Source organism: Nocardiopsis sinuspersici (assembly GCF_001998325.1).
GTDB lineage: Bacteria > Actinomycetota > Actinomycetes > Streptosporangiales > Streptosporangiaceae > Nocardiopsis > Nocardiopsis sinuspersici.
In genome coordinates this window covers 5,670,845-5,684,617 of the sequence record NZ_MCOK01000001.1, presented here as the reverse complement: position 1 = coordinate 5,684,617, position 13,773 = coordinate 5,670,845, and the positions used below count along the sequence as shown (strand labels likewise).

General features: G+C 73.0%; 11 protein-coding genes. 6 read left to right on the top strand and 5 right to left on the bottom strand.

Annotation, left to right across the window (positions count from 1 at the left end):
• The first annotated feature begins 13 nt into the window (after nt 1-13).
• The 4 genes from NOSIN_RS24590 (at nt 14) to NOSIN_RS24575 (ending at nt 5,427) form a co-directional block, all read left to right on the top strand.
• A complete protein-coding gene (locus NOSIN_RS24590) occupies nt 14-1,405 on the top strand; it encodes an alpha/beta hydrolase domain-containing protein (protein ID WP_236743437.1) in 1,392 nt (463 codons plus the stop codon).
• Between the two features lie 480 nt (nt 1,406-1,885).
• On the top strand, nt 1,886-3,349 hold the full coding sequence (locus NOSIN_RS27385) for an MFS transporter (RefSeq protein ID WP_170293599.1): 1,464 nt from the start codon (nt 1,886-1,888) through the stop codon (nt 3,347-3,349).
• A 609-nt stretch (nt 3,350-3,958) separates the two neighbouring features.
• Nucleotides 3,959-4,639, top strand: a complete 681-nt coding sequence (locus NOSIN_RS24580; protein WP_077693008.1) for a globin domain-containing protein — start codon at nt 3,959-3,961, stop codon at nt 4,637-4,639.
• A 110-nt stretch (nt 4,640-4,749) separates the two neighbouring features.
• Nucleotides 4,750-5,427, top strand: coding sequence for a pyridoxamine 5'-phosphate oxidase family protein (locus tag NOSIN_RS24575; RefSeq protein ID WP_077693007.1), 678 nt, complete (start codon nt 4,750-4,752; stop codon nt 5,425-5,427).
• Nucleotides 5,428-5,480: 53 nt separating this feature from the next.
• On the opposite strand, the gene NOSIN_RS24570 is transcribed toward NOSIN_RS24575, so the two are convergent.
• From NOSIN_RS24570 to NOSIN_RS27380, 4 genes are all read right to left on the bottom strand, one after another.
• Nucleotides 5,481-6,698, bottom strand: coding sequence for a DUF418 domain-containing protein (locus NOSIN_RS24570; RefSeq protein ID WP_077693006.1), 1,218 nt, complete (start codon nt 6,696-6,698; stop codon nt 5,481-5,483).
• Nucleotides 6,699-6,729: 31 nt separating this feature from the next.
• A complete protein-coding gene (locus tag NOSIN_RS24565; protein ID WP_077693005.1) occupies nt 6,730-7,347 on the bottom strand; it encodes a TetR/AcrR family transcriptional regulator in 618 nt (205 codons plus the stop codon).
• A gap of 93 nt (nt 7,348-7,440) precedes the next feature.
• Entirely contained in the window at nt 7,441-8,163 is a 723-nt protein-coding gene (locus NOSIN_RS24560; RefSeq protein ID WP_171986633.1) for a DUF6882 domain-containing protein, read from the bottom strand.
• A gap of 74 nt (nt 8,164-8,237) precedes the next feature.
• Nucleotides 8,238-9,392, bottom strand: a complete 1,155-nt coding sequence (locus NOSIN_RS27380; RefSeq protein ID WP_077693003.1) for a hypothetical protein — start codon at nt 9,390-9,392, stop codon at nt 8,238-8,240.
• 251 nt (nt 9,393-9,643) lie between these two features.
• Between NOSIN_RS27380 and thiD the strand changes: the two genes are divergently transcribed.
• Both thiD and NOSIN_RS24545 read left to right on the top strand, forming a co-directional pair.
• A complete protein-coding gene (thiD, locus tag NOSIN_RS24550) occupies nt 9,644-10,444 on the top strand; it encodes a bifunctional hydroxymethylpyrimidine kinase/phosphomethylpyrimidine kinase (protein WP_077693002.1) in 801 nt (266 codons plus the stop codon).
• A gap of 125 nt (nt 10,445-10,569) precedes the next feature.
• Nucleotides 10,570-10,761 carry a CsbD family protein gene (locus NOSIN_RS24545; protein ID WP_077693001.1) on the top strand — a complete coding sequence of 64 codons (192 nt, stop codon included), beginning with the start codon at nt 10,570-10,572 and terminating at the stop codon, nt 10,759-10,761.
• 81 nt (nt 10,762-10,842) lie between these two features.
• Here NOSIN_RS24545 and NOSIN_RS24540 read toward each other — a convergent pair whose 3' ends face one another.
• On the bottom strand, nt 10,843-13,773 hold the full coding sequence (locus NOSIN_RS24540; protein WP_077693000.1) for a glycoside hydrolase family 2 TIM barrel-domain containing protein: 2,931 nt from the start codon (nt 13,771-13,773) through the stop codon (nt 10,843-10,845).

Genomic DNA, 13,773 nt, shown 5'->3' with positions numbered 1-13,773 from the left:
GAAAGGCACCGCAGTGGCTACGAAAGCGCACCGCCTCACCACGGTCACCGCCCTCGGAGTCAGCGCCGCACTCGGGATCAGTACCGCACTCGCCTCCCCCGCCGCGCTGGCCTCCCCCGCCGACGACGCCCTGCTCCCGGTCCCCGTCCCCGAGATCGAGGGCCCCCTTCCCGGAAGCGTTCCCGGCGACCCCCTCGCCGACGACGTCGAGGACACCTACCCCTTCTTCTCCACGACCGAGAACCTCGACCTCTACGACTACGTGGAGGAGGAGTTCGTCATCTCCGGGACCGCCAACCGGTACTCCGGCGGGGAGGTCGTCTCCGAGCACCCCTACCGGACCCGGGTCGTGGTCCGCCGCCCCGACGATCCGCGCGACTCCAACGGCACCGCGCTCACCGAGTGGCAGAACGTCAGCGCGGGCAGCGACCTGGACGCCCTCTGGGGGCCCAGCGCCAAGCACATCATGCGCTCGGGCTACACCTGGGTGGGGGTGTCCGCGCAGAACGTCGGCGTCTCCCATCTGACGGAGTGGAGCCCCGCGCGCTACGGCCGGCTGGACGTCACGGACGGCGGCACCGTCGGCGGCGACCAGCTCTCCTACGACGTCTTCTCGCAGGCGGCGCAGGCCCTGCGCTCCTCCGGCGACCTCACCGGCGGGATCGGGATCGACCAGGTCCTGGCCATCGGGGCGTCGCAGTCCGCGGGCCGCATGACGGTCTACTACGAGGAGGTCCTTCCCCACATCGAGCCGGTCTTCGACGGGTACGGCTTCGTCGTGGGCACGGCCCCCGAGGCCGACCGCACCGAACCGGTGTTCCAGGTGCTGTCGGAGACCGACGTCGCCTGGATCGGTCCGGCGGAGGACACCGGGACCTTCCGCCGCTGGGAGGTGGCGGGCACCGCGCACTCGGGCTGGGCCGGAAGGCGGGCGCGTGCGGAGATCGAGGAACGCGACTTCGGCCGGCAGTCGCAGTACGACTGCGTCGAGCCGCCGTTCAGCCGCGCGCCGCTGCACCACGTGCTCAACGCCTCCTACGACCACCTCAGTGCGTGGGCCTCGGACGGGACCCCGCCGCCGAGCGCGGAGCCGATCGCGCGCACCGGCCAGGGGGAGATCGTCCGGGACGGGGACGGGTTCGCCGAGGGAGGCATCCGTCTCTCCCAGGTGGAGGTGCCCACGGCGCTGAACACCGGCGACAACGCCCCGGCGAACCCGGAGGACTACTTCTGTGTGCTGTTCGGCTCGCACGTCCCCTTCGACGAGGACGAGCTGGTGGAGCGCTACCGGAGCCACGCGCAGTACGTGTGGGAGGTCAACCGCGTGGAGAACGAGAACGTGCGCGAGGGCTACGTCACGCGTGCCGACTCCCTGCGGACCAGGCTGGAGGCCTCGCGCCGCTGACCGAACGTGCGGCCGGACGGGAGGGCACCTCCCGGTCCGGCCCACTCCAGCGTGATCCTGTACTCACGGCGGGGCCGGGCGGGACGCGCTACAGGTACGGGACCGCCGCGAAGGAGACCTCCTGGTTCACACCGGCGACGCCTCCGGCCGGTCCACCGACCGGTGGGGCCGAAGATCCCGCCCTCCTCGACGGCAAGGGCACATCGTCGACGGCGGCCTTCTCCCCGTGGCGCTCGTGCGGGTTCCCGGCGTCGGTGGTCGGCGTGTCCCGGGCATCGCCCGGAGGGGTGTCCCGCGGACCGCCCGCACGGCCACGGGACCGGCGGATCGCGCGGGCCGACCGATCGGTCGGCCCGCCCCACCGATCGGCCCGGGGGCGGACGCCGCGGCTCGGGGCCGGGACGGGACAATGGGCCCGATGACCGACAGGACCCGCCCCCACGCGCCGACACCCGTCTCCTCCCCGCCGGAAGGCGCCCGGTGAAGCCGACCGGGAGCCCCGCCCGCACGGCCCCCTCACCCGCACGGGTCGTGGCCGCGTCCGCGCTGGTCCTGGCGCTGAGCGGTCCGGGACAGACCGCGGGTGTCTCCGTGTTCGTCGACCACCTCGTCACCGACCTGGACGTCAGCCGCTCGGCCGTCTCCCTCGCCTACATGTGCGGCACGCTCAGCGGCGCGCTCGCGCTGCCCTGGCTGGGGCGGGCCGTCGACAGGTTCGGGGTCCAGCGGGTCCTGGCCGCCGTGGCGCTGGGTTTCGGCGGGTTCCTGGTCCTGCTGGCCTGCGTGCAGGGCCTGGTGGGGCTGACCGCCGGCTTCGTCGGGGTGCGCGCCCTGGGCCAGGGCGGCATGTCGCTGATCGCCAGCACCGCCGTCGCGATCTCGGTGACCCGCGGCCGGGGCACCCTGCTCGGGCTCACCACCTCGGCGGGGAGCGCGGGGATCTCGCTGTTCCCGCTGGTCGCCGAGCAGGTGGTCTCCGTGCTGGGCTGGCGGTACACCTTCGCCGCCGAGGCACTGCTCATCTGGGTGGTCGTGCTGCCCCTGGCGTTCTGGGGCCTGCGCGGGGTCGCCCGGGTGCCCGAGCGGACCGGGGAGCCCGCGGAGCCCGGGAGGTCCGGGGAAGCCGGGGAGCCCGGGAGGTCCGGGGAAGCCGGGGAGCCCGGGAGGTCCGGGGAAGCCGGGGAGCCCGGGAGGTCCGGGGAAGCCGGGGAGCCCGGGAGGTCCGGGGAAGCCGGGGGGCCCGGGAGGTCCGGGGAAGCCGGGGGGCCCGGGAGGTCCGGGGAGCTGGAGGAGCCCGTACACGCGGAGCCGGCCGCGACCGCCGAACCGGAGTGGCCGCTGCGGGCGATCGTGCGCACCTCCGTCTTCTGGGCGCTGACCGGGGCGGTGGCGTGCAGCGGCCTGGTGTCCACCGCGGTGTTCTTCCACCAGATCGCCGTGCTGGGTGAGCAGGGGCTCACCCCGACGCAGGCCGCCGCCAACTTCCTGCCCCAGACCGTCGCCGGACTGGGTTCGGCGCTGCTGTTCGGCTCGGCCGCCGACCGGGTGTCCCCCAAGGCGCTGATGTGCGCGGCCATGGCCATGCACGCTCTGGCGCTCACCCTGTTGCCGCTGGTCTCCCCGGGCCTGGCCGCGGTCCTCTACGGGATGGCGCTGGGCGCCGCGGCCTCCGGGGCCCGCGCGGTGGAGAACGCCGCGCTGCCCTTCTACTTCGGCACCGCCAACCTCGGCTCCCTGCGCGGGGTGACCCAGTCCGTCGCGGTCGCCTCCACCGCGGTGGGGCCCATCCTGCTGTCCCTGGCCCACGAATGGGCGGGGTCCTACCGCCCCGGCGTCCTGGGGCTGGCACTGCTCTGCGCGCTGATGGCGGTCGCGGTGTGCTTCGCCCGGCGGCCCGTGTCCCCGCGCCGGCGCGCGGCAGGAGCCGGACACCGGCGTTCCTGACGGGCACGGGGACGCGCGACGGCGTTCGGTACGAGACCGTGGAGACACACGGGAGCGGCGGTACGCGGTTTACAGAAAGCCCGCACCCGACACATACAGTGGCGAAGGTGGCGGCAGGGGTTCCTGGTAACCCTGGGGATCCTTTACGCTACCGGTTAGTAACGTCCAAATATGTCCACACTTCTGTTACATTGCCACGACGTACACGCGAGGAAGGGATCGGATCATGCGAGCGGTGAAACGATCGCCATCCGCTCCCCGTGCGGCGTTCACAGCCGCCCGGACCGTGGACGGACACTGAATCCGGAAGAAGAGAACGAGGCAGCGATGAGGGATCCCGCCAACCTCGGCACTGCCGGAGGGACGGCACGTCCGCTTCCCTCACCCCGAACCGCAGAGGGGCCGCCGTGCCCGCGGTGACCTGAGGACCGATCCTCACACGCGGCACCCGGCACGACGCACGCGGGACCGGCACCGTCGGCCCCGCGCGGAACCGGCGGGCACACGTCTTTCGCCATTTCCAGGATAGTCACTCTCAGTATCCACGTTGTCGTGGTGTGTGCGCCCCCGTGGTGTTTCCCCTCCCGCAACCCCGATTGGAGGCTTCCTTTGTCTCCCCGTTCCATCAAAGAGGTTCCGCTTCCCGCCCCGGCCGTCATCGAAGCGGTCCGGCACTCCTGCTCCTCCTTACCGCCCGGGTCGACCCGCCTGGCCGAGCGCTTCTACCAGAACCTGTTCTCCATGGCGCCCGAGGTCCGGGCGATGTTCCCCGAGAACATGCGGACCCAGAAGGAGCGCATGGCCTTCGCCCTGCTGGAGGTCGTCCACTACCTCGACCAGCCCGACGAGGTGGCCGGTTACCTACGGCAACTGGGCGCCCAGCACAGGCGCGAGCTCGCCGTCGAACCCGAGCACTACCCCTACGTGGGCCGTGCCCTGGTGCGTGCGGTCAGCGAGATCTCGCCGACCTGGTCCTCCTCCATGAGCTCGGCCTGGGTGATGGTCTACGAGTGGATCACCGCCAACATGCTCGAGGGCGCGCGCGACGCCGACGCCGGCAGGCCGGCGAAACGCAGCCGCCACGCGGCCGCGCCCTCCGAGTCCCGGCCGGACCAGCCCGCCCGTTCCGACCGGTCCACCCAGTCCGACCAGCCCGCCCGTTCCGACCGGTCCACCCAGTCCGACCAGCCCGCCCGATCCGACCGGCCCGCACCGCCTGACCGGCCCCACCGGTCCGACCGGTGGTTCGAGGCACCCGAGGCGACCGGCACCTCCTCGCCGGTCCGCTGACCCGCCGGCCCACGGACCACCCCGGCACCACCCCACCCTGACTTACCTCCCAGGGCCCACTGCGGTATCGCAGACCCCATCAGCCCCTTTAGTCCCAGTGAGAGGCAGTGATGCGCGAGACCTCCCCACGACACGCACCCGGCAGTGCGGGCGAGCGCCGCGTCCAGGAGATCACCGGCACGAGCGAGCGCGCCGAACGCTTCTACCGCGACCAGATGCTCGACCACCTGAATCCGCGGATGCGCGAGTTCGTCGCCCGGCAGGAGATGCTGTTCGTCGCCACCTCGGACCGCCACGGCGAGTGCGACTCCAGCTTCCGCGCGGGACCGCCCGGCTTCGTCCACGTGATCGACGAGCACACCCTGACCTACCCGGAGTTCCGGGGCAACGGCGTGTTCGCCAGCGTGGGCAACATCCTGGAGAACCCGCACGTGGGGCTGATGTTCATGGACTTCGGACGCGACCGCATCGGGCTGCACGTCAACGGCCGCGCGACCCTGTTGGAGGACGTGGAGCTGCGGCGCCACATCCCCGGTCTGCCCACGCCCGAGATTCCCGGGCAGCGTGCGCTGATGTGGACCGTGGTGCACGTGGAGGAGGCCTACATCCACTGCCGCAAGCACATCCCGCACCTGCGCAAGGTCGACCGGGACGAGTCGTGGGGCACCGACGACACCCTGCGCAAGGGCGGTGACTTCTTCGCCGCCAAGGAGACCTCCAAGCCGTGGGACGCGCCCTCCGCCCCCGCCCGTACCGAACGCCCCGCCCACCCCGCCTACCCGGGCTGACCCCGCGGCGGCGGAGGGGACGCGGGACCCGCCCGGACGTGCGGCCCCTCCCCTCAGCCGATGACGCGTCGGCGTTCGGGGACCCCGGCCAGCACCGTCTTCTGGAGGGCCTCTAGCGGGCCCGTGCGGAAGCGGCGCAGCCACAGCGTCGACGCGGTCAGGAGCAGGGCGCACACCGACGCCCACAGTCCCATCACCCACCACGGGCCGGCGCCGGCCAGGCGGGAGGCCAGGCCCAGGCCGAAGCCGTAGCACACGAGCACGCAGACGACGTTCTGCGCCACGTAGCCGCTCATGGCCATGCGTCCCAGGGAGGACACGGCGGTGACCGCGCGTCCGGCGGGGTCGGCCCGGTCCACGATCCAGCCGACGGCGCCGACGAGGCCGAGCCCCACGACGGGGGCCGCGACGTAGCGGTCCAGCATGAACAGGTCGGATCCGGCCAGGGACGCGGCCAGGTTGACCGGCACCCCGATCCCCAGCCCCCAGACGAGCAGGCGGCCCCGGATCCGGCGGCCGGTGTCGTCGTCACCGAAGGTTCCGGCTCGGAAGAGCCGTACGCCCAGCAGGAACATGAACACCATCAGGGCGAAGGTGATGATCGGTTCGGCGCGGAACAGGAGCGCGTTGTCGAGACGGAAGGCGACCTGCTCCAGGTAGCCGCCGTCGGCGTACAGCTCCACCGCCCCGGGCGGGACCTCGGCTCCCCGCGGGTCCGGTTCGGAGAGGAGAGCGGCCGTGACCAGGCCGACGAAGGCCAGGTGGAGGGCGGCGGCCGTCCACATGACCGCGTTGCGCACCCTCGGGGCACGGCTGAGCAGCCAGGCCACCGCGATCGAGGCCACCGCGTACCCCATGAGCACGTCCGCGGCGAAGACCAGCGTGAAGTGCACGAGCCCCTCCGCGAACAGGAACAGCGCCCGCCACTTGTAGGGGCCGGGCCAGCGCCCGCCGCGCCTGGCCGCGGAGCGGAACTGGATGGCCAGGCCCACGCCGAAGAGCAGGGTGAGCAGGGCCAGGAACTTGCCGTTGGCGGCGAAGGCGAACAGGCCCTGCGCGAGGGTCGCCGCCGACGGGTCCTCACGGAAGGCCGTCATCGGGCCGATCGTGTCCGGTACGAAGATGATGCCCGCCTCGGCACCCGGCGCGGCGAACAGCCACACGTTGGTGCCCAGGGTGCCCATGACGGCGACGCCGCGCAGGACGTCGAGAAGGGGGAGCCGGGCGCCGGACCGGGCCGGCGCGGGGGTCTGCTGGTTCGTGCTGGTCATACGGCCGCCTCACGGTCGTGCCGGTGTGGGGTCACGGGCTCTCGGGGACCGGGAGGAGCCGGTCGAGGTAGGTGTCGAGCGCGGCACGGACGGCGTCGTCGGAGTAGACGCCGCCGGTGACGAGGCGGTGCAGGGTCAGGCCGTCCACGAACGCGACCAGGTCGGCGGCCTCCGTGCGTGCGTCGGCGTCGGGTGTCAGCTCTCCCCCGCGCCGGGCCTCCTCCAACGCCTGCGTGAACATGTCCACGAGTGCGCCGGTGGTGTCCCGGTGCAGGCGCGACATCTCCGGGTCGGACATCGTGGTCGGGAGGAACTCCAGCCAGACGGTCAGCTCCGCACGGCGTTCGCCGTCGAGTGGCAGGAGGGTCTCGGCGGCGCGGAAGACCCAGTCCCGGACCGAGGCGACCGGGAGTCCGTCGCCGCCCACCGCCCGGAGCCGGTTCTCACCCTGTTTGTAGAGGTACTCCACACCGAAGCGCAGCAGCTGCGACTTGGTGCGGAAGTAGCTCTGGACCAGGCCGATCGAGACGCCCGCCTGGTCGGCGACGTCGGCGAGGGTGGTCCGGGCCAGTCCCCGCTCCCCCACCGCGCGCAGGAGCGCCTCGGCGACCTGCCTCCTGCGCTGTTCGTGGTCCGCTGTCCGTGCCATGAAAAAATAATACCGAACTATTTTTATGCGCGCGAGGGACCCCGAGGACCCGGCCGGGCGGTGTGCGCCGCCCGGACCCTCGGCCGATGTACTTCAGCCGCCGGCCGGCACCGTTCCGTTGATGCTCGCGACGCGGTGGAGGTCGTCGAAGTCCACGGTCGCTCCGAAGCCCTGGGCCCCGAGGGTCAGCCGCCTTCCCCGGGCGTCGAACACCGGGTTGAACCCGCGCATGGTGGCGTAGCTGTACAGGGCGCGCCGGTGGTCCGACAGGGGCAGCTCGGCGAGGGACTGCTGGAGCAGGCGCATCGTGCGGGCGGGGGAGGGCGGCGGCAGCAGGAACGCCGGGTGCTCGATGAGGAAGGCGACTCTGGTGCCGCCTCCGGCCTCGCCGGTGTAGGAGGTCCAGGTGCCGGTCAGGACCTTGGCCGCCTCGGTGAGGACGGCGGCCGCCATGACGGGGTCCCCCGAGGCGTGGGGCAGCGCGTCGATGGGCACCTCGGGGCTGGAGAGCTCGGCGATCCCGTACTGGTGGCCGAGGTCGCGGACCTTGGCGGAGAGCGCGGTGAGCTCCGCGGGGAAGCCGGAGGGGTTCGCCCAGGCCCACATCCACGATCCCGGACCGGGTGCGGCGCTGCCCAGGAGGTGGAACCGCTCACAGGTCAGGGTCCGCTCCCCGGTGAACTCGAAGACGGGGTTCTGCAGGTCCACGCGCCAGTCGTGCTCCCCCAGCACCTCCGAGAGGTGGATCTGGTGTTCGAGCGAGAGGATCGCCGCGTCGTCGAGGATGTCGGTGAGGGACTGTGGAGTGTTCAACATCCATGGATGCTACCCCCGACGATCCGACCCCGGCGGGCGCCGGGGCGGCCCCCGTCCGGCCCGCCGGGTCCCGCCTACATCAGGGCGTTGAGCAGCGGGCCGAACTCCTGGTCGTCGGTGTACAGCGAGACCGACCGGGTCTCGTGGTCCACCTCGGCCGCCACGGCGCTCAGGCGGGGCACGTCCGCCTCGGCGCCGGAACCGGGCCGCCACCAGTACAGCCGCGAGCTGACGGGCTTGTCGGCGTCGGCCACGAACCGCTCGGCGAGCTCACGGAGGCGCCCCATCGCCGTGACCGGGTGCCCCTGGCCCAGCGGGTGCGCCAGGACCGCCTGCGGCACCGGGAAGGCGACGAGCGCGCCGTGCGGCGCCTCCCCCAGGTGGCGGCCGAGGACGTGCACCCGCGCCGAGACGTAGGGGTGCCGGCCGCCGACGTGGACGATCCGCACCCCGTCGATCTCGTGCTCGCTGGTCTCCACCGGCTCCTCCAGGGTGTGGGCCACGGCCTCGGCGAAGGCCTCCTCCGTGGACCGGCCCGACCTTTCGTGGGCGTGGCGGCTGAGCGGCTGCACGCTGTCGGGGCGGTCCACCGCCACGGCCTGCCACAGCCCGGGGGCGAGTTCGCGGGCCACGAGCTTGTCGATCACGCCCTCGGGGAAGGCGCTGTCGGGGTAGAGCCGGACCCGCAGCCGCTCGGCGGGGACGGACTCCTGCTCCCGCGAGCGCTCGATCTGCCGGGACACCGCCCGGGCGAAGCGGCCCGCCTCGTCGAAGGCCTCGTCCACGGAGGCGTTCTCCACCTCGGCCAGGTAGGCGCTGACGTCGGTGGTGGCACGCCCCTCTCCGGGTACGGGCAGGCTCAGGACCTGTGGTGACTCGAAGCGGGCGTCGACACCCATGTGCTCGAAGACCGCGATCAGGGCGCCCCGGCCGTGGTCGTCGGAGCGCGGCGGGTAGTGGGTGCCCAGGGGCAGGCCCCGCTCACGGAACATGCGCGTCGTGGCGCGGACGACCTCGTCGGCCATCCGCGGGTACTGCTCGACGGGATGGGCGCGGGCGCGCTCGGCCGCCTCCCCGTAGTCGGTCTCCAAGGGTTCGGCGCCGGGAAGGGGGACGCGTACCCCCGTGGCGGACAGCCGCTCGGCGCGGATGCCCGCGCGGTGGTAGGCCTCCACCACGAGTGCGACGAAGTCCGTGTCCCGGCCCCCGGGGTTCGATGTCCGTGCCATATGTGGCTCCTCGCTCACGTCCGCGGTTCGCGGGTCGCGGAGGGTTCGCACGTTCCGGATCCGCTCCGGATACCGGCGTTCCCCCGGTCCTGTCCCGCAACCCTTCGCCGCGCCCGTCCGACCATGGCACACGCCACGCGCGGCCGGGATCTCCCGTCTGCCCGTTGTGGTGCAATTGTCTACGGGTACGCGGAACCGTGAGGACCCACGTGGCCCGCAACAGCACATCGACAGAGGGGGGTTGGTGCCCGATGACCAACCGCGCGTACGTGATCGCAGGGTCGGAGGCCACCGGCGGCGCTGGTATCCAGGCCGATCTCAAGGCCTTCCAGGAGCTGGGCGTCTACGGCATGGGGACGATCACCTGCATCGTGTCCTTCGATCCGAAGAACGACTGGGGCCACCGCTTCGTCCCGATCGCCCCGGACGTCATCGCCGACCAGATCGAGGCGGCGACCTCCTGCCACGACCTGGACGTGGTCAAGCTCGGCATGCTCGGCACCCCGGACACCATCGACGTGGTCGCCGAGGGGCTGCGCCGCCAGCCGTGGCGGCACGTGGTCCTGGACCCCGTGCTGATCTGCAAGGGGCAGGAGCCGGGGGCCGCGCTGGACACCGACAAGGCGCTCACCGCTCAGATCCTGCCGCTGGCCACCGTGATCACGCCCAACCACTTCGAGGCGCGCACCCTCGCGGGCATGGAGAGCATCGAGACGGTGGACGACCTGGTCGAGGCCGCCCGCCGCATCCACGCGCTGGGTCCCCGGCACGTCGTGGTCAAGGGCGGTGTGGAGCTGCCCGGCCCGGACGCGGTGGACGTGTACTTCGACGGCGAGGAGGCGACCGTCCTCAGCGCGCCCAAGATCGGTGACGCGCGCGTGAGCGGCGCGGGCTGCACCTTCGCCGCCGCGATCACCGCCGAGCTCGCCAAGGGCGGCGACGTGGGCAGGGCCGTGGACGTGGCCAAGGCGATGGTGCGCGAGGGCATCGACCAGCGGGTGACCACGCACGCCCCGTTCGCCTCGGTGACCACGGCCACACCTGGTTCCTAGGATCCTGACCCGCGTCGGACCTGCATATTGTCCGTTATGCCCAGATTTACGGCGAGAAGATGATTGCGGCTCCCACTCGGCGGTTACGGGTGCGGGTAGGACCTGACACCGACCAGGGGGTGGGTATGTCCGATCGCGACCAGGCCGGCCACAAGGCCGAGGAGTTCAAGGGCAAGGCCAAGGAGGGCCTCGGCAAGGCCACGGACAACGAGCAGTGGCAGGCCGAGGGCAAGACCGAGAAGAACACCTCGAAGCTCAAGCAGGCCGGTGAGAAGGCCAAAGACGCCCTGACCGGGGACCGCAAGCACGACAAGTAGCGAGGTGGCTCGGGGAGGCCCCGACGCGTCGGCGCCTCCCCGTTCGCGTGTGCGCACCCGCTCCGGCCGCGTGCCGCGGGCTCAGCCGACCGGCGCGAATCCGAGCCGGATCCGGTGCCGTCCGGCCTCCAGGCGGTGCCCGGGGAGCGTCCCGGGCCCGCACGAGGCCGTGCCGACGCCGTGGTGCGCCTGGTCCAGGTGCAGATGGATCCGGTCGCCGGGGACCAGCTCGTGGGGGTGGTCGGCCGCGTCGAGCGCCGCCGTGTCCCAGCGGCGCGCGGTGAAGTCGAACACCGGGTCGCCCTCCACCCGCAGGCCCCCGCCGTCCCCGGCCCGCAGGACCAGCCACCTGGCGTCCATGCGGTTGCCGTTCTCCTGGGGCCGCAGGTAGGGGGTCTGCAACCCGTCGACCGTGGTGGAGAACCGGCCCACCCGCGCGGCCTGGGACACGTCCCGGTAGGCCTCGCCGGGCCCGCGGCCGAACCACTCCACCCCGCCCAGGGAGGAGGGCACGGCCATGTGCACGCCGAAGCGCGGCAGCGGGCAGGGCCACTCCCCCTCGGCCTCGGCCTCCACGGTCAGGAACAGGCGCTCTCCGTCGGTGCTCCACCGGTGGACGACGCGCATGCCGATCTCCCGGGCTGCCGGGGCCAGCCTGCTCCGGACGACGAACACGCCGTCCTCCCGCCCGGTGGACACGAGGCGCGAGGTGAGCCGGTCCAGGCCGGCTCCGCGCCACCAGGCGGCCACGGAGATCCCGTGCGGTGCCACGTCGTTGTCGGTCGGGGCGCGCCACAGGTCCACCGTCGGCGTGTCCACGGACAGCCCGCCGACCGAGAGCAGCGCGCCGGTCTCCGCGTCCAGCAGCCCCGGGCCGATCCGCACGGTCCCGTCCCCGGCGGCGTACGGCGCCCCGCCGCCGCCGGCGGCGGCGGGGGCGGGGGCGGGGGCCGGAGCCGCCGGTCCGGCCCCGAGGGCGCCGACCCGGGCCTGTCCCCAGGCCAGCTCGTGTCCGGCCGGCGCCCAGGGCCGGTCGTCGGCCAGCCGGACGGACACGGTCAGCCAGGTCTCCCCGGACGGCTCGGGCAGCGCGGGCAGCGGCACGTCGGCGGTCGCGCCGGGCGCGATCACCGGCACGTCCAGGACGCCCTCGCCCAGGAGGGACCCCTCCCCCTCGACCCGCCAGACGAAGGCCAGGCCCGAGGTGTCCCGGAAGTCCCAGGTGTTGGTGACGGAGACGGTGCCGGCCCCCGGGTGGGGGGCCACGCGCACGGGCTCGACGGTCTTGGCGTAGGCGGTCAGCCCCGGGCTGGGCACGCGGTCGGGCAGCAGCAGGCCGTCCGCGACGAAGTTGCCGTCGTGCAGGACCTCGCCGAAGTCGCCCCCGTAGGCGAACCACTCGGTGCCGTCCGGCTCCCGCCGGCGGATCCCGTGGTCGATCCACTCCCAGACGAACCCGCCCTGGCAGCGGTCGTGCCGCTCGAACAGCCGCTGGTACTCCTCCAGCCCGCCGGGGCCGGTCCCCATGGCGTGTCCGTACTCGCACAGGATGAAGGGCAGCCCACGCCGGTGGGCGTCGACCGCCGGATCCGCCGCCTCTTCCTCCTCGCGCCCGCCGATGGCGTCCACCTCGTCGTGCGGCGCGTACATGCGCGAGTACACGTCCACGTACGCGCTGTCCCGGTCGCCCTCGTAGTGGACCGGCCGGGAGGGGTCGTGCTCACGCGTCCACTCCGCCATGGCCTCCAGGTTCTCCCCGGTCCCGGCCTCGTTGCCCAGGGACCACAGGATGACGCTGGGGTGGTTGCGGTCGCGCTCGACGGTGCGGCGTATCCGGTCCAGGTAGGCGTCGCGCCAGCGCGGGTCGTCGGAGGGGTTGCGGCGCCATCCGACCTCCTCGAACCCGTGGGTCTCCAGGTCGCACTCGTCCACGACCCACAGGCCCAGCTCGTCGCACAGGTCCAGGAAGTCGGGATGGGGCGGGTAGTGGCTGGTGCGCACCGCGTTGACGTTGTGCCGCTTCATCAGCAGCACGTCCTCGCGCATGGTCTCCCGTGGCACGGCCCGGCCGTGGTCTGGGTGCCACTCGTGCCGGTTCACCCCGCGCAGCAGCAGCGGGCGGCCGTTGACGCGCAGCAGCCCTCCGGAGACCTCCACGGTCCGGAAGCCGATCCGCGCGCGGACCCGCTCCCCCGGCGCGCGTACCTCGGCGTCGTAGAGGCGCGGCACCTCGGCCGACCACGGCTCCACCGCGCCGACCTCGTGTTCCACACCGGCGGCGGCGTCCACCAGTCCCAGCTCGGGGACGCTGACCAGGGCGTCCGGCGCCCCCTGCGCGTCGACGCGCAGGGTTCCCGTCCCGGTGGCGTGGTCGTAGGCGGCGTGCACGGCGAGGCCGTCGATCCCGTCGGACGGGCGGGCGAGGAGGGTGACGTCGCGGAAGATCCCCGACAGCCACCACATGTCCTGGTCCTCCAGGTAGCTGGCCGCCGACCACTGGTGGACGCGGACCGCCAGGGTGTTGCGCCCGGGGCGCAGCAGGTGGCCGACGTCGAACTCGGCGGCCAGGCGGCTTCCGGTGGAAAAGCCCAGCTCGGTGCCGTTGAACCAGGCCCGGAAGCAGGAGTCGACCCCGTCGAAGCGCAGCACCGCCGGTCCCCGCGGCCACTCCTTCGGGAGGTCGAAGTCCCGCCGGTGGTCGCCGGTCGGGTTGGCGTCGGGCACGTGCGGCGGGTCGATCGGGAAGGGGTAGGAGATGTTCGTGTAGGCGGGGGAGCCGTGGCCGTGCATCTGCCAGTGGGCGGGCACGGGAAGGTCGCACCACGCGGAGTCGTCGAAGCCGGGGGCCTCGAACCCGTCGGTGCCGGCCTCGGCCCGGGGCAGCAGCCGGAACCGCCACGTACCGTTCAGGTCCAGCGAGGGGGCGTCGGAGGAGAAGCGGGCGCGGGGCGCTCGGGTTCCCCGGGAGGGGGCGAAGTCCTCCAGGTAGGCGGGCTTGCGGTTCGCGGGCAC